General features: G+C 63.3%; 12 protein-coding genes. 10 read left to right on the top strand and 2 right to left on the bottom strand.

The genetic code is table 11. The annotated features are described in order from the left end of the window. The first annotated feature begins 25 nt into the window (after positions 1–25). Positions 26–970: an agmatinase gene (gene speB, locus ACMX2H_RS03365; protein ID WP_414958953.1), complete on the top strand. Its 945-nt coding sequence runs from the start codon at positions 26–28 to the stop codon at positions 968–970. A gap of 123 nt (positions 971–1,093) precedes the next feature. On the opposite strand, the gene ACMX2H_RS03360 is transcribed toward speB, so the two are convergent. After that, complete coding sequence (locus tag ACMX2H_RS03360; RefSeq protein ID WP_414958952.1) at positions 1,094–1,687, bottom strand: TetR/AcrR family transcriptional regulator; 594 nt, start codon at positions 1,685–1,687, stop codon at positions 1,094–1,096. Between the two features lie 165 nt (positions 1,688–1,852). Between ACMX2H_RS03360 and ACMX2H_RS03355 the strand changes: the two genes are divergently transcribed. The 6 genes from ACMX2H_RS03355 to ACMX2H_RS03330 all read left to right on the top strand — a co-directional run bounded on the left by ACMX2H_RS03355 (position 1,853) and on the right by ACMX2H_RS03330 (position 10,846). Beyond that, positions 1,853–3,346, top strand: coding sequence for an aldehyde dehydrogenase (locus tag ACMX2H_RS03355; RefSeq protein WP_414958951.1), 1,494 nt, complete (start codon positions 1,853–1,855; stop codon positions 3,344–3,346). 69 nt (positions 3,347–3,415) lie between these two features. Beyond that, positions 3,416–4,840 (top strand): purine-cytosine permease family protein, encoded by a 1,425-nt coding sequence (locus ACMX2H_RS03350; protein ID WP_414958950.1) that lies wholly within the window; start codon positions 3,416–3,418, stop codon positions 4,838–4,840. Continuing rightward, on the top strand, positions 4,837–6,168 hold the full coding sequence (locus tag ACMX2H_RS03345; protein ID WP_414958949.1) for a M20 family metallopeptidase: 1,332 nt from the start codon (positions 4,837–4,839) through the stop codon (positions 6,166–6,168). The genes ACMX2H_RS03350 and ACMX2H_RS03345 overlap by 4 nt, the downstream gene beginning before the upstream one ends. Positions 6,169–6,414: 246 nt before the next feature. After that, a complete protein-coding gene (locus ACMX2H_RS03340) occupies positions 6,415–7,947 on the top strand; it encodes an APC family permease (RefSeq protein WP_414958948.1) in 1,533 nt (510 codons plus the stop codon). Between the two features lie 202 nt (positions 7,948–8,149). Continuing rightward, entirely contained in the window at positions 8,150–10,153 is a 2,004-nt protein-coding gene (locus ACMX2H_RS03335) for a primary-amine oxidase (protein ID WP_414958947.1), read from the top strand. A gap of 75 nt (positions 10,154–10,228) precedes the next feature. Continuing rightward, complete coding sequence (locus tag ACMX2H_RS03330) at positions 10,229–10,846, top strand: hypothetical protein (RefSeq protein ID WP_414958946.1); 618 nt, start codon at positions 10,229–10,231, stop codon at positions 10,844–10,846. A gap of 75 nt (positions 10,847–10,921) precedes the next feature. Here the strand turns inward: ACMX2H_RS03330 and ACMX2H_RS03325 are convergent, their stop codons facing one another. Next, on the bottom strand, positions 10,922–11,863 hold the full coding sequence (locus tag ACMX2H_RS03325) for a ketopantoate reductase family protein (RefSeq protein ID WP_414958945.1): 942 nt from the start codon (positions 11,861–11,863) through the stop codon (positions 10,922–10,924). A gap of 183 nt (positions 11,864–12,046) precedes the next feature. Between ACMX2H_RS03325 and ACMX2H_RS03320 the strand changes: the two genes are divergently transcribed. The 3 genes from ACMX2H_RS03320 (at position 12,047) to ACMX2H_RS03310 (ending at position 15,857) form a co-directional block, all read left to right on the top strand. Next, positions 12,047–12,457, top strand: coding sequence for a four-helix bundle copper-binding protein (locus ACMX2H_RS03320; protein WP_414958982.1), 411 nt, complete (start codon positions 12,047–12,049; stop codon positions 12,455–12,457). 372 nt (positions 12,458–12,829) lie between these two features. Then, positions 12,830–14,512, top strand: a complete 1,683-nt coding sequence (locus ACMX2H_RS03315; RefSeq protein ID WP_414958944.1) for an ABC-F family ATP-binding cassette domain-containing protein — start codon at positions 12,830–12,832, stop codon at positions 14,510–14,512. A gap of 139 nt (positions 14,513–14,651) precedes the next feature. Further along, complete coding sequence (locus ACMX2H_RS03310; RefSeq protein WP_414958943.1) at positions 14,652–15,857, top strand: MFS transporter; 1,206 nt, start codon at positions 14,652–14,654, stop codon at positions 15,855–15,857. The last annotated feature ends 12 nt before the right edge of the window (positions 15,858–15,869 follow it).

The raw sequence follows: 15,869 nt of genomic DNA, 5'->3' as shown, positions 1-15,869 counted from the left end.
TACGGGCTGGAGGAGATGCACTCAAATGGTCAAGCACACACCCGTGGGTCCGGTGGACGCGACGGTCAGTCCGCGCTACGCCGGACTAGGAACCTTCGCCCGGCTGCCCCAGATACGGGACGTACCGGACTTCGACATTGCCGTGCTGGGCGTCCCGTTCGATGGCGGAACCTCCTTCCGCCCTGGCGCCAGGTTCGGGCCGGCGTCGGTCCGGGAGGCGTCCCGGCTGCTGCGCCCGGGCTATCACGTCGAGCTGGACAGCGAGCCGGTCCACGATGTTCAGGTCGTTGACGCGGGCGACGTAGACTGCACTCCCTACGACATCCAGCAGGCCATGGAGCAGATCGAGGAGCATGCCTCGACTCTGATCGCTCCGGGGCGGAGGGTGGTCGCCGTCGGCGGGGATCACAGTATTGCCCTGGGCATGCTCCGCGCCGGGGCGAAAGTCCACGGACCTGTGGCGCTCATCCACTTTGACGCGCATCTGGACACCTGGGACACCTACTTTAAACAGCCGGTCACTCACGGAACCATGTTCCGCCGCGCGTTCGAGGAGAACCTCCTGCTGGAGAACCGTTCCATGCATGTGGGTATCCGTGGTCCGGTCTATGACCGCGAAGATTTCCTGCGTGACAGTAAATTCGGCTTCCAAATACTGCGCGCTTCCGACGTCGACTCGCTGGGAGTCCCCACCGTCGTACAGCGCATCTTGGACCGAGTCGGGGAAGTGCCGGCCTACATCTCGGTAGACATTGACGTGCTGGACCCGGCCTTCGCTCCTGGGACCGGCACCCCGGAAATTGGCGGGCTCCTGTCGCGTGAGCTGCTGGCGGTCCTGCGCGGTTTGAGCGGGCTGAACGTTGTGGGCGCTGACGTGGTTGAGGTCGCGCCGGCCTACGACCACGCCGACATCACGAGCCTGGCAGCGGCCACCGTTGTCTTCGACCTGATCGGGCTGATGGCCACATAGGCTCGCTGCCTGGGTCGGCGCTGCGCCGGTAGCCGACCTGTAAGTTGTACGCCGCCGACAGCCTCCAAGTTTTACGCCGCCGACAGTCTTGTGCCGGTGGCGGACTGTCTGTCAGATGAGTTCCTAGAGTGCAGCGCCGGTGACGGCCCGGCCATAGGAGAGCAGGATTCCCTTCGCCTGTTCGGCCGTCAGCCCGTCCGTTCCTGCCAGTACCTGCAGTCCCAGGCCGTCTTCGAGGGCCACGAAAGACCTAGCCAATTCGTTGCTGGGGCCGGACAGCGTAAACACCTTGGCCTGCTGTCCCTGCACAAGCACCTGCTCGTAGAGCGAGACTTCGTCCCGGTACAAGCTGCTCATCATCCGTTCATGTTGGGTCAGCCTAGTGGCACTGATGCTCAACTCGTAGAGCACTTTGGACAGCACGTCTTCACGGCCCTGCGGTACGCCGCTGGCGATGAGTTGGGCAAGCGCAGCGACCGGTTCGCGCTGATGCTGGATGGTCCGCAGCCTCTGCCAGTAGTACTTCTCCGAGGCTTTGCGGTGCGACGCAGCAACCAAGCCATCAAGATCGGGAAAGTAGTAGCTGACCAGTCGCTCGGAAACGCCGGCCTCCGTAGCGATGTCTTTGATCCGCAGGTTCGTCAGGCCATGGCGCGCGATGGTCGTCACCGAGGCGTCGACGAGTGCGTCCATCCGTTTGTCCCGGTCGCGCGCCATGTAGCTTCCCTTCGACTGTTGCCAGGCGCCCACCCCCTGTTAGGTGCGGACCCCACGGTTATTTCAATATATAGCTTCGGTAAATCAGAGGCGGAAACATCTCGTATTAGTGATGCGCTTCACATATTCTTGCGGTGAAGCGCAAACTACGAGGGAGTAGCACTTATGTCGCAGAAAAGCCATCAGGACTGGCAGGACCTGGCCGAAACCCTGCCGATTCCGCACTACGCATTCATCGACGGCCAGCAAGCCAACGCTGATTCCGGTGCGACCTTTACATCCATCAATCCTGCCACGGGCAAGGCCTTGGCAGACGTTGCCTCCTGTGACGCCGACGATGTCAACCGCGCCGCCGCCGCCGCCCGGACGGCCTTCGGGGACCGACGATGGGCCGGACAGCCCTTGGCTGCCCGCAAGCGCATCATGCAGAACATTGCCGAGGGGTTGCGGAAGAACGCCGCAGAGCTGGCCCTGCTGGACTCGCTGGACATGGGGAAGCGGGTGGTGGATGCCTACGAGCTCGACGTGCCGTTCTCGGCGTCGCTCTTTGACTTCTACGGCGAATCCTTGGACAAACTCAACGGTGAAGCGGTCACGATGGACGACGGTGTCCATGCCACGATCACCAAAGAGCCGCTGGGAGTGGTCGGCGCCGTCGTTCCGTGGAACTACCCAGTGGACATGGCCGCCTGGAAGCTCGCGCCGGCCATTGCCGCAGGCAATAGCGTTGTGCTTAAACCCGCCGAGCATTCACCGCTTTCGGCCATACGCTTGGCAGAGATCTTCGCCGAAGCAGGCCTGCCGGACGGTGTCGTCAACGTGGTGCCCGGATTCGGCGAAACCGCGGGCCAAGCCATCGGCCGGCACATGGACATTGACACCCTGGTGTTCACCGGTTCGACCGGAGTGGGCAAGATGTTCCAGCGCTATGCAGGTGAATCGAACATGAAGCAGGTCTGGCTCGAATGCGGTGGCAAGAGCGCCAACCTCATTTTCGCGGACGTAGAAGACCTGCAGAAGGCAGCCGAATCAGCGGCGTTCGACGTGTTTTTCAATCAGGGCGAAGTCTGCTCCTCGCATTCCCGCGTCCTGGTCCAGCGGGATGTCCATCAAGAGTTTGTCGCACACCTGCGCGCCATCGCCGAACGCTACCAGCCTGGCGACCCGCTCGATCCAGCCTCCGGGATGGGCGCCATGGTCACCGCTGAGCACACGGACATGGTGGAGGGATTCATCTCGCGGGCACGGCAGGAAGCCGACGTCGTGGCTGGCGGGCGCCGGGTTACGCTGGGCGGCAGCGATTGCTATTTGGAGCCCACGGTCGTCGACAACGTCCATCCAGAGTCAGAGCTCGGCCAGAACGAAGTGTTCGGTCCGGTTTTGGCTGTGATCCCATTCGACACCGAAGAAGAGGCCATACGGATGGCCAACTCCACCCAATTCGGCCTCGCCGCGTCGCTCTGGACGTCGAATATTTCTCGCGCCCATCGCGTGGCCCGGCAGCTGGTCGCGGGCACCGTCTCCATCAACACCACCGACGCGTTCGGAGCACAGACTCCCTTCGGCGGCTTCAAGTCTTCCGGCTACGGCCGCGACCTTTCGCTGCACGCCCTGGACAAATATCAAGGGCTCAAGACCACCTGGCTCGCATACCAATGAGCTTCATCCTTCAGCCCCTACAGGGATCATTCGACCTCGTCAGGTTCAAGCAAAGGACATACAGCACTCATGACTAGCATTCTGGAGCAAAACTCCATCGGACAGATTCCTCTCGACCAACGTCACGGCAGGCCCGGAGGCCTCTTCTTCGTCTGGTTCGGAGCAAATATGTTCCTGATTACGGTGGTTACCGGCGGGTTAGGAACGACTGTCTTCGGGCTGTCCTTCTGGGCGACGATGGCAGCGCTGGTGATCGGGCTGGTGGCCGGAGGACTGTTCATGGCGCTCCACGCGGCCCAAGGGCCAGCACTGGGCGTTCCGCAGATGATCCAATCCAGAGGGCAATTCGGTTCTCGCGGTGCAACCGTCATCGTGGCCGTGGTCATTTTCATGTACATGGGTTGGTTCGCTTCCAACGCCGTCGTCGGAGGGCAGGCCCTGCATAGTCTGCTCCCCGGGATCCCCCTTGCTGCGGCAATCATTTTGCTGACGCTCACGAACATAGTCGTGGCGATTATCGGCTACCGGATGCTCCACTTGGTCATGCGCCTGGGAACCATCATCCTTGGCGGTGGCTTCTTAATCGCGTTGATCCTGACGATGACGAGCGGCAAAGTCAGCGTAGCCGGCCTGCAGTCCGGCGACTTCACTATCGCGGGCTTCATGTCGGTCCTGTCCATCAGCGCCCTATGGGCGGTGGCTTATGCGCCTTATGTCTCGGATTACTCCCGGTATCTGCCGCCGGACACCGGCCCGATCAGGGCCTTGTGGGCCACCTACGCCGGCATTGTCATCGGCAGTTTGCTGCCCATGACCCTGGGGGCATTGATCGGCACCGTCATTTCCGGCGATGACGTGGTCGGAGGATTACTCGACGTCATTGGTCCTTTCGGTGTTCTTCTCATGTGGTGCGCGGTCCTATTCTCCGGGTTGAGCAACGCGCTCAACCTGTATGGAGCGAGTTTGTGCAGTATCACGTTCATTCAGACTTTCTCCGAAAAATTCATCCCCAGGGCCAAGGGGCGTGCAGCCGTCGCTGCGGCGCTAGGACTCATCGCGATTGTCATCGGCGTCGCGGGGGCAGGGAATTTCTTGGACTTCCTTGTCAGTCTGATTGGACTGATGTTCTTCGTCATTACGCCATGGACGGCGATTAATCTTGTCGACTATTACTTGGTCAAACACGGGAACTACCAGGTGTCGGAGTTTTTCAAGAAAGACGGCGGAATCTACGGCAAATGGAACCAATCGGCAGCGATCGTCTACGTGGTTGGGCTCCTGGTCCAGATTCCGTTCCTGGCGTCGGCGCTCTACACCGGGCCGGTGGCGGGCGCGATGTCCGGGGTGGATATTTCGTGGATTGTGGGACTGCTGGTGACGTGCCCGTTGTATTACTTCCTGTCTAAGGCGTCCGAATCGCGTTCCGGCCCTCGCGTCTCCCTGACGAATACGGCGATGTCCCCGGACTCCGTTGAAGGAGCTGATGTGCGATGAACTCGGATGCCACTGCCGCTACGGTGACCGAACGCATTCTCCACCTCGTGACCCGGCGCGAAGACGCGCTAATCGCCTTGACACAGGAGTTGGTTGCCTTTGATACGACAACCAGATCCCATGACGCCGAACCAGCAAGGGACGAAGCAGCGCTGCAGCGGCTTCTGGCCTCCCGGCTGGAAGGCTTGGGCGCCGAGGTTGATCTGTGGGAACCGGATGCCGACAGCATCCCGGACGCACCGCAGCTGCCGAATGGGGCAACCTTCCACGGCCGGCCTCAAATGATGGCCAGGATCTCGGGCACCGGTGGCGGTAAAACGGTGGTGCTGAACGGACATATCGATGTGGTTTCCGCCGAACCGCGCAGCCAGTGGACGAAGAACCCCTTCGAGGCCTTCATCGACGGCCGGCGGCTGGTGGGACGCGGTACCTGCGATATGAAGGGCGGGATCGCGGCGATGGTCATTGCGATGGAGGTGCTGCAGGAGGCCGAAATCCAACTGTCTGGCGATGTCATTATCAACACTGTCACTGACGAAGAGATCAACGGCGCGGGGACGGTCGCTTCGCTGGCAAGAGGCCTGCAGGCCGACTACGGCATAGTCCTGGAACCGAGCGATTTGCAGATCTGTACGGCGAATCGGGGCATCTTGGCAGGACGGATGGCTTTTACGGGACGTCCCGGCCACGCCGATATCCCACAGCCGCACTGGAAAAACGGCGGTGCCGTAAACGCGATTGAAGAAGCCTTGCCGGCTTTGGTCGCCATTCAGCAGCTGCGTGGGAGCTGGGCGCGCGACTTCGCGTCGTCTGGGGATCTGCCGGTCGGAAACATTGTCCCGACAACCATAAAGGGGGGTGAGTGGATGGTGACTTATCCGTCGTCGTGCGAGTTTGAGCTTGACGTCACGTACTTGCCGGCCCAGGCCAGCGCAGACGGCACTGGGGCAGAAGTGCGGCGGCAAATTGAACGATCCGTCCTTGAAGCAGCACCGGACCGGGAATGGGCCCAGCTGCATCCAGTGGTCTTTGACTGGTACACGGATCTGCCGCCTGCCGCCTTGGAGGATGACAGCCCCTTGGTAGTTCGCGTGGCCGAGGTCGCGGACCGGCTCGGTTTGCCGGCGGCGACGGTGGCTCATCCTTCGTGGACAGACGCCGCATCCTTGACGCATGCCGGAATACCGTCCCTGGTCTTCGGCCCTACGGCCACCCGACCGGACGGCTCCGCAACGCTGCACACGGTGGACGAGTATGTCGACATAGACGATTTGGTGAAAGTAACCCAGATGCTGGCCCTGTCCTTGGTGGCATTGACGGCGTCGTGAAGTGGTCGCTGGGTCCAATGCCGGACCTGGCTCGGCCCTGCGTTCCTCTCCGTCTTCGAACCGGTGAAATCCGGCCGGCGGCGGGAGGTAGTCCGGCGGGAGGCAAGAGACCCGCCCACGGCATCCCTAGCTTCAGTGCGCTCAAAACCGGGAGATGCCTTGTGTTCGAATATCCCGCCGCTGCACCAGCGGCGGTTCACCCACGAGTCGGCTGGTCCGGTTTCACGCACTCACAGAGGATGCGAAATGTCATCGATCAATACGAAGTACATGGACGAGCAACAAGGAAAACTGCACCGCACCCTGGGTCGGCTGGACATTGTCCTGCTGACGATCGCGGCCGTTATCTCGATTGAAATTCTCGGTCAGCTCTCGTCCTACGGCGGCGAGACGTTCACATGGCTGGTCATCCTGGTCATCACCTTCCTGATCCCCTACGCGCTGATGTTCTCCGAGACCGGCAGCGCGTTCACGGACGAGGGCGGCTGCTATAACTGGGTCAAGCGCGCGTTCGGTCGCAGAGTTGCCTCGATTTCCACTGTTTTCTACTGGGTCACCACACCAGTGTGGATCGGCGGCTCGATGGCCTTCTTGGCAGGCGAGACGTTCCACCAGTTCCTGCTGCCCCTGGATCTGGCCGGTACCTCTGGCTACGTGTTCTATCTGGCTTTCATCTGGACCACAGTGATTTCAGCCATCGCCAGCCTCCGGTGGGCAAAGTGGCTCCCGAACTCCGGGGCCTTGGCCAAAGTCGCACTGCTCGCCCTCTTCGTCGTGACGACCATCAGCTACGGCATCCAGCATGGATTTAGCGGTATTACTGCCGCCGACCTCAATCCAACACTGTTGGGACTCCTAGGTGTGGCCCCACTTCTGCTCTTCGGGTTCCTCGGATTCGAAGCGGCCAACGGTGCCGCAGGGGAAATGAAAAATCCGCAGAAAGACGTGCCCAAGGGCCTCATGCAGTCGACGTTTATGGCGGCCTGCTGCTACCTGCTGCCTATCCTGGCCATCCTGTTGGTGATTCCCAAGGACAACATCACCGGCGTATCCGGCTTGATGGAAGCAGTCGGTGAAGTCTTCGTGGTCTACGGGCCGGCCGCACCCGCCATGACGACCATTGCGGCGGTACTTTTCGTCCACGTGCTAGTCACTCAGGGCGCTGCCTGGATGATCGTCAGCGACCGGGTTCAAGGGATCGCGGCGGCCGACGGTGCGTTCTTCGGCGGATTCTTCGGCAAGTTCCACCGAGTGCTAGGCACACCCATCCGGATCAATTTGCTTTCAGGGATTCTGGCCAGTGCCTTCCTGATCGCGTCACTTTCCCTGATCGACGGGTCTTCGGCTGCGGTCTTCGGCGTCGTCCTGACGATTTCCATCAGCACTTATTTGCTCTCATATCTGGCCATCATTCCTGCTGCCGTTAAGCTCAGGCTCACTGACAAGGCCACCCACCGGCCGTTCCGCGTTCCCGGCAGGGACCGCTGGTTCGTGATTCTCGGCGTGATCTGCACCGCCTGGGTGGCGCTGGGATCTTGGGTGGCAGTTTTCCCAGGCACGTTGGAGGGCTTGTTCGGGCTGGATTACCCGTTCGTTGAAATCTGGGGCGTCGATCAGCAGACCTACACCACCTTTACGCTGGCCACTCTCGGATTCTTGGCGGCCTTGGGCATCGCTGGGTTTCTGGCCGGAGCGAAGCTGCGCGGTCAGACATCCCTGGGGGACAAAGTGGCCGTTAACGGTGGAGTGGCCTCAGACCAGACCGCCCTGCTCGACTGACGAACCCCTCCGCTGGCCGCCTCCGCAGAGGCGCGCCGCTCAAGGAACTGCGATGGAGGCATTCAGCGAAAGTGAATGCCTCCATCGGCAGTTTCGACGGCTGAAGGTATCGCTTTTGTGATTCACATCCCATATTCTTGCGGTTGAGCGCAAAATAAAACATGGCCCGGCCGAGGTGGCCGGTTTTCTTGAAAGGCACATCATGCAGGCGATCCAAATCAAACCTTCCGACCTGGGGGTTGTCCACCCTCTGGACATGCTGACCCCGCATGAAATAAGCGCAGCGCGCCAGATCTTGGTTGAGGCCGGAAAGGTAACCGTGAATACGAGGTTTCCTCGGGTTCTCCCAGTAGAGCCGGATAAGAAGATGCTGGCGGCTTACACAGACGGCGACGACGACTTCGACCGATCCGTTCTGGTCACCCTGATGGACATCACGACGGCGGAGGCAGCAGAGGCGACGGTCTCCGTCACAAAAGGAGAACTCACCGGCTATCGGAGGCTGCCGAATACGGAACATCCTTACGGTCAACCGCAATATCTTTTCGAGGAGTACGAGCGGGCGCAGCAAATTGCCAAGGCGGACCCGCGGTGGCAGGCAGCCATGCGCCGTCGGGGGATCACGGACACATCCAACACCTACCTGTCCCCGCTGGCGCCAGGTTTTTTCCCGCGAGAGGGTGAGACCGGAAAGCGCATGATCCGTTCCCTGACGTTCCACCGGAACTTTGCCGGCGACAACGCCTGGGCCCACCCGGTTGAAGGTCTCATTTGCCACATCGACCTGACCTCGGGCATAGTCACCCGCGTCGAGGATGACTATGCCGAGACTGAGCCCGTTCCGATTCCGATGGAAACGCGTCACTACACTCCGGAACACGTAGGGCCGGCGCGGACCAGCCTGAAGCCACTGGAGATTACCCAGCCGGAAGGCCCGTCCTTCAAGGTCGACGGCAACCAGGTGGAGTGGGAGAACTGGAAGCTGCGGGTGGGCTTCAACGCGCAGGACGGCCTGGTCCTGAACCAGATCAGCTTTCGTGACGGGAACGAAGACCGTATGGTGCTGCACCGCGCTTCCGTACCGGAGATGGTGGTTCCGTACGGCGACACCTCCAACACCCGGTTCTGGATTAGCTACTTCGATGCCGGTGAATATCTGCTGGGGAAGAACGCGAATTCGCTGAAACTAGGCTGCGACTGCCTGGGCGTGATCGAGTACTTCGACGCCTTCGTTGCCGGCGACGACGGCCGACCGGTCCAGATTCCGAATGCAGTCTGCATGCATGAAGAGGACTACGGGATTCTGTGGAAGCACACCGAGTTCGGCGAAGCCCCCCAGGTGCGCCGTTCACGACGGCTGGTGCTCAGTTACTTCGCCACCATCGGCAACTACGATTACGGATTCTTCTGGTATTTCTACCTCGACGGCTCCATCCAGATGGAGGCCAAGGCGACCGGAATTGTCTACACCGGAGCAACCTTCCCCGGCCAGCCCAACCAGCATGCACCGGAAATAGCTCCCGGTGTCATCGCCCCGGTCCACCAGCACATCTTCTGCGCCCGTCTGGACGTGGCCATTGACGGCAATGCCAACTCGGTGGAGGAGCAAAACGTGCTGGGCGTCCCGATGGGGGAGCAGAACCCGCACGGCAATGCGTTCACCTGGCAGCGCACGGCGTTGACGCGGGAACTGGAGGCCGTCCGTGACGCTAATTCCGAAACCGGCCGGAGTTGGTTCGTCACCAACCCGAATCGGACGAACTGCGTGGGCCAGCCCACCGGTTACCAACTGATTCCCATGGCCGGACCGCGCCTGATGGCGCAGGAGGGTTCCTCCGCGTGGAAGCGGGCACAGTTTGCGACGCACCATTTCTGGGCCACCCAATATGATCCTGCCGAGCGCTTTCCGGCCGGTGATTATCCGAACCAGCACGCCGGAGACGGCCTTGGCGAGTGGGTGAAGGCCAACCGGTCCCTAGAAAACGAAGACATTGTGGTGTGGCATTCCTTCGGCCCCACGCACATCCCGCGCACCGAGGACTGGCCCATCATGCCCGTTGACTACAGCGGTTTTTGGTTCAAGCCTCACGGCTTCCTGGACCAGAATCCGGCGATGGACCTGCCTGACTGGAGTTCCTATGAGCGGTCCTCGGGTTCGACGGAACCGGAACAGAACGGCAACGACGGAGGCTGCTGCGCGCACTGACCGCGGCCAGAGCCCGGTTGCCCGGATGGCGCCCCACCGTCGTCTGGGCAACCGTCTATTGGAAAGGCCGACGCGATGAGCCCCACGCTGCACGTCTCACTCACCGCAGGAATGCTTCTCTTTTGCGTCACCGGCCTTTGTTGCGCCCTAGTGGGTGATCGGCGGCGAGATGAAGGCGATCAAGGGATGCGTCCGCCAACGCTACGTGGAATCTGCATGTCATTGAGTGGCGCTCTGTGGATGGCGGTCATGCTCCTGGCCATGGTGGACATTTCCACGGCATCGATCACCTTCCTTTCAGAGGCCGCTTGGGCACTGTCGTTGCTTTTAGCCTGCCCGGTGTCCGTAGGAATAGCACTACGTGGCAATGCCTTCGCCAAGCGGGATTCGCTCAGCATCAACATGACAATGCATCGCGGACTTTCCCTGTTGGTCATGGGGGTGCTGATCGTCATGGCTCATCCAGAGACCCAGCCTCCCGTCATCGCCGTCTCCGACGTGCACCAGCATGGCGTCGTGACGGCAATTGCTCCGTTTACGCTGATTGGTCTCGTGGCTTACCTGTCACTCACGATCTGGACCACATGGGGCTTGTACCAAGCACCGATGTCTCGGAGCGGACGACGCCCGCACCTGCTCGAGACCATCTCATCGGGCGCTGCAGTGGCCTGTATGACCACCATGATGGTGTGAGATGGCGGCCTCCGTCGGCAAGTGCGGCTTTACTCGGACCAATCTCGCACACCTGGCCATCACTGCCGGCATCGTTTATAGGGATGCCTCTGCTTGAGGCGCCTGAGTCCTCCGCTCCAAAGCGCGGTGGTGGGTGCGCAGTTGGAGCAGCGCAGCGTCAAGCAGAGGTGTTGCGACGTGGAGCTTCAGCCCGCGAGCGGCGAGGCCTCCGAGTATGTGCTCGGCCTCAACCGGGTCGCCGTGCTGGAGGTCCCGGTAGAGCGAGGATGTGAAAGACGAGCCCGGTTCGGTGAGCAGACCAACACTTTGGGCGTGGCTCGCGGCGCTGACGGCGTGGCCGGCGCTCCGGGCGACTTCTTCCGTTTCTGCGATGGCGCGGCGGATATGGTCCTCGCCGCCAGCGGCGAGGATATCCCCGATATTGCCGCGAAAGAGGCAGGTGATGACGCCGGCGGAAGCAATGAATGCCCACTTTTCCCACAGCCGCGTCAGCACATCATCATCAACGGTGAGCTCGATGCCGGGCACGTTGAGCGCGCTTGGAATTTCTGCCTTCAACGCCGAACCGTCAAGGGTGCCGACCGTCATCGTACTCAGCGGAGTCATCTGCAGGACCCCGCCCGCCTCGTCGAGGGTTGCGACGATCTTGACGAGGCCGCCCAGGACCTGGCCGGGGTATGCCGCTTGCAGGGCATCGAGGTGGTCCATGCCGTTGAGCAGCGGCAGGATCATCGTCTCCCGGCCGACCGCGGGAGCCGCATCGTGAATCACCTCGGCGAGGGCGGGGGCCTTCACGGCAACGATGAGTAGGTCGTAGTGGTCACCGGGTTCGATCGCCGTGACGATATTCGCCTGCAGGGTGCGGCGGCCGTCCGGCGCGTCCAAGGTCAGGCCATCGCGTGCGAGCACCCCCGCGCGGCGCGGGCGGACGAGGAAGGTGACGTCCCGCCCTGCCTCGATGAGGCGGGCGCCGAAGCTGCCGCCGGTCGCGCCGGCTCCGGCAATCAAGATTCTCATGGGGCTCCTTGTGCGGTGCGCGCTGACGATGCCGATCAGGGTGTGTGACCATTGTTGCGCACACGCTGCCCGTCCCGCTTCAGCAAAATTCCCCACCTGTTGCCGTTCGCGGGTAACGGCTACTGTCGCAAGTGGTGGCCGGGACCCGCTGGCCACCAACTACTGGCGAAAGGGACCGAAGCGATGACACACCATGTGACCTCGATGCTTGAGACCCACCCCAAGGACTTGGGTGGCTTGGACCGCCAAAAACTGGCCGAATGCATAGCAGCCTGCTTCGAATGCAGCCAGACCTGTACCGCCTGTGCGGACGCGTGTCTCGGTGAGGATATGGTCGCCGAGCTGACAAAGTGCATCCGCACGGACCTCGACTGCGCCGATATTTGCGCCACGACCGGCAACATCCTGTCCCGGCGCACCGGCTACGACGTGAACACCACCCGCGCGGTTTTGGAGGCCTGCCGCACTGCCTGCAAGGCGTGTGCCGACGAATGCGAACAGCACGCCGACATGCATGAACACTGCAAGATCTGCGCCGAGGCCTGCCGCCGCTGTGAAACCGCCTGCAGCGAACTCCTCGCCACGCTGGGTTGACCGTTGCTTCGCAGGGTTGACCGTCGCTTCGCTGGGCTTCCCAGTCGCTTCGCTGGGCTGCCCGCCGCCGCCCCGGGCGGACGGCCTCCCCAGGCGGACCACCGTTCTCCTGTAAGGACCACAGCACCCTAGGGTTTTCTAACTAGGGTGGATTGATCTGGAATACGCGCGGGTCCTCGACCATGATTGAAGGTGTCAGCAACCGGAACGGGAGACCAACCGGAGGCGGCGGTAATCGGATCCGAGTTGGGGGGCCTGCCTTCGGGCGGGTGGATCCAGATGCCGCACACGAAATGGCTCGAAGTGAGTTGGCTAATGGGGAGGCCTGACTTTGAGCCATTTCGTATGCCCGGGCCATGACAGACTGGTTCCGTGGCCCATCTAGACGTCTCCAACATCGACTATTTCCTCTCCGACGGCCGCCAGTTGCTCAACGGCGTCGGCTTCAAGGTCGGCGACGGCGCCAAAACGGCGCTGATCGGTCCCAACGGCACCGGCAAGACCACCTTGCTGCGGATCATCGCCGGGGATGTGACCCCGGATGAGGGCGCGGTGGCACGCTCGGGCAGCATGGGCATCATGCGCCAGTTCGTCGGTCAGGTCCGCGACCAGACCACCGTCCGGAACCTGCTGGTCAGCGCCGCACCGCCGGCCCTGGCCGCCGCCGCCCGCGCCGTGGACCAGGCAGAGCTGGCCATGATGGAGCACGACGACGAGCCCACCCAGATGCGCTATGCCCAGGCGCTCGCGGACTGGGGCGACGCCGGCGGCTACGAGCAGGAAACGGTCTGGGACGAGGTGACCATGGCCGCGCTGGGCGTGCCGTTCGGCCGGGCGCAGTACCGCAACGCGTCCACCCTGTCCGGCGGCGAGCAGAAGCGCCTGGTGCTGGAAGCGCTGTTCTCCGGGCCGGACGAACTGCTGCTGCTGGACGAGCCGGACAACTACCTGGATGTTCCGGGCAAGCGCTGGCTGGAGGAGAAGCTGCGCGAGTCGCGGAAGTCGGTGCTGTTCGTCAGCCACGACCGTGAGCTGCTGGCCAACGCGGCCACCCGGATCGTCACGCTGGAGCCGGGCGCCCTCGGTGCCACCGCCTGGGTCCACGGCGGCGGCTTCGAAAGCTACCTGCAGGCCCGCGACGACCGGAACGCGCGGTTCGAAGAGCTGCGCAAACGCTGGGACGAGGAGCACACCAAGCTCAAAGAGCTGGTGAACATGTACAAGAACAAGGCCGCCTTCCGTTCGGACATGGCCAACCGCTACCACGCCGCAACCACCCGGCTGCAAAAGTTTCTCGAGGCGGGTCCGCCCGAGGCGGTGCCGATCGAACAGAACGTGCAGATGCGGCTTAAGGGCGGCCGCACCGCCAAGCGGGCGGTGGTGGCCGGCAAGCTGGAGCTCACCGGGCTGATGAAGCCGTTCAGCACCGAGATCTGGTTCGGCGACCGCGTCGGCGTGCTCGGCTCCAACGGCTCCGGCAAGTCCCACTTTCTGCGCCTGCTGGCCAGCGGCGGCACCGATCCGGAGAAGGAGCACCTGCCGGTTTCCGAGGTGCAGATCGCCGAGGTGCCGCACACCGGCACGGTCAAGCTTGGCGCCCGGATCCGGCCCGGCTTCTTCGCGCAGACCCATGTGCGGCCGGACCTGCTGGGCAAGTCGCTGGTGGACATCCTGCATCGCGGCGACGACCACCGCTCCGGCCTGGGCCGCGAGGCCGCTGCCGCCGTGCTGGACCGCTACGGCCTGGCCCGGCAGGCGGAGCAACTGTACGACTCGCTCTCCGGCGGCCAGCAGGCGCGGCTGCAGATCCTGCTGCTGGAACTGTCCGGCGCCACGCTGCTGCTGCTCGACGAGCCCACCGACAACCTGGACCTGCACTCCGCCGAGGCACTGGAACGGGCCATCGACGCGTTCGAGGGCACGGTCCTCGCCGTCACGCACGACCGCTGGTTCGCGCGCAGCTTCGACCGGTTCCTGGTCTTCGGGTCCGATGGCAAGGTCTACGAGAGCGACACCCCGGTCTGGGACGAGGAACGTGTTGTCCGGGAACGCTGAGCCAGGAAACGCTGTGTCCGGGAACGCTGAGCCAGGGAAGGCTGTGTCCGGGAACGCTGAGCCAGACAAGGCTGTGTCCCGATACGCTGAGCCAGACAAGGCTGTGTCCCGATACGCTGAGCCGGAAGGACGGACGGGCATGACAGCCGCCGGCCGCCCGTCCGGCGGTCCGTCCCGGCAAGCGACGATGGCGAAGTATGCCACCTTCGCCATCTTTGCGCTGAACGGACTGGTTTTTGCCAGCTGGGCAGCCAGGATCCCCGCGGCAGCAGGAGCGTTGGAGATCAGCGCCGGCCAAATCGGTGCGCTGTTGCTGGCCCTCGGTTTGGGCTCGGTCATTTCACTGCCGCTGGCCGGACCCATCGCGGCCCGGATCGGCACGGCGAACACCGTCCGAGCCGGCGGCCTGGTCGCCGCCATCAGCGCTGCGGGCCTCGCCGCGGCGCTGGCTGCCGGAACCGTTCCGGGCGCTGCCGCCGCACTGTTCTGCTACGGCATCGGCGTGGCGTGGTGGGACGTGGCACAGAACATCGAAGGCGCCGACGTGGAGCGCAAACTGCTGCGCACCATCATGCCGCAGTTCCATGCCGCCTTCAGCCTCGGCGCGTTCGCCGGCGCCATGCTCGGAGCGTGGCTCTCCCTGCTCGGCGTCTCGCTCTCCGCCCATCTGGCGGTGCTGGCGGCGGTCGTTGCGGTCGCCACCTGGCTGGTGCCGCGCGCCTTCCTGCCGCATCTGCCGCGCCATGAGGAGCACGACGGCGGTGCTCGCCGGGGGCGGTTTGCCGCCTGGCGCGAACCGCGGACGGTGCTGATCGGCGTCGTTGTCCTCGGCGCCGCCCTGACCGAAGGAGCCGCCAACGACTGGATCGCGCAGGCCACCGTCGTCGGGCTCAATGCCACCGAAGCCGTGGGCGCGGTGATGTTCGGCGTCTTCGTGGCCGCCATGACGCTGCTGCGCTTTGCCGGCGGCCGGTTCATTGACCGCTGGGGGAGGGTGGCCGTGCTGCGGGTTAGTCTGGGCACCGCGCTGGCCGGCCTGCTGGTCTTTGTCTCCGCGCCGAACCTGCCGCTGGCCTTCGCCGGCGCGGTGCTCTGGGGCGCCGGCGCCGCACTGGGCTTCCCGATGGGCATGTCAGCAGCCGCGGACGATCCCGTTCGCGCCGCCGAGCGCGTCTCGGTGGTTTCCACCCTGGGCTACGTGGCGTTCCTGGCTGGCCCGCCGTTCCTCGGCTTCCTCGGCGAGCACATCGGCATCCGCAACGCCCTGCTCGCCGTCGCCGTCCTGATGCTGGCCTCGCTGCTGACCGCTCCGGCCGCCCGCGAGCAACGCCGCCCCCGCAGTTAACGCGGCGGCCAC

The sequence above is a fragment of the Arthrobacter sulfonylureivorans genome (genome assembly GCF_047607445.1).
Classification (GTDB): Bacteria; Actinomycetota; Actinomycetes; order Actinomycetales; family Micrococcaceae; genus Crystallibacter; species Crystallibacter sulfonylureivorans_A.
This window is presented reverse-complemented; position numbering and strand designations above follow the sequence as displayed.

Coding starts and splice junctions, on each gene's coding strand:
- speB (WP_414958953.1), top strand. CDS start 26: ATGGTCAAGCACACACCCGTGGGTCCGGTGGACGCGACGGTCAGTCCG.
- ACMX2H_RS03360 (WP_414958952.1), bottom strand. CDS start 1,687: ATGGCGCGCGACCGGGACAAACGGATGGACGCACTCGTCGACGCCTCG.
- ACMX2H_RS03355 (WP_414958951.1), top strand. CDS start 1,853: ATGTCGCAGAAAAGCCATCAGGACTGGCAGGACCTGGCCGAAACCCTG.
- ACMX2H_RS03350 (WP_414958950.1), top strand. CDS start 3,416: ATGACTAGCATTCTGGAGCAAAACTCCATCGGACAGATTCCTCTCGAC.
- ACMX2H_RS03345 (WP_414958949.1), top strand. CDS start 4,837: ATGAACTCGGATGCCACTGCCGCTACGGTGACCGAACGCATTCTCCAC.
- ACMX2H_RS03340 (WP_414958948.1), top strand. CDS start 6,415: ATGTCATCGATCAATACGAAGTACATGGACGAGCAACAAGGAAAACTG.
- ACMX2H_RS03335 (WP_414958947.1), top strand. CDS start 8,150: ATGCAGGCGATCCAAATCAAACCTTCCGACCTGGGGGTTGTCCACCCT.
- ACMX2H_RS03330 (WP_414958946.1), top strand. CDS start 10,229: ATGAGCCCCACGCTGCACGTCTCACTCACCGCAGGAATGCTTCTCTTT.
- ACMX2H_RS03325 (WP_414958945.1), bottom strand. CDS start 11,863: ATGAGAATCTTGATTGCCGGAGCCGGCGCGACCGGCGGCAGCTTCGGC.
- ACMX2H_RS03320 (WP_414958982.1), top strand. CDS start 12,047: ATGACACACCATGTGACCTCGATGCTTGAGACCCACCCCAAGGACTTG.
- ACMX2H_RS03310 (WP_414958943.1), top strand. CDS start 14,652: ATGACAGCCGCCGGCCGCCCGTCCGGCGGTCCGTCCCGGCAAGCGACG.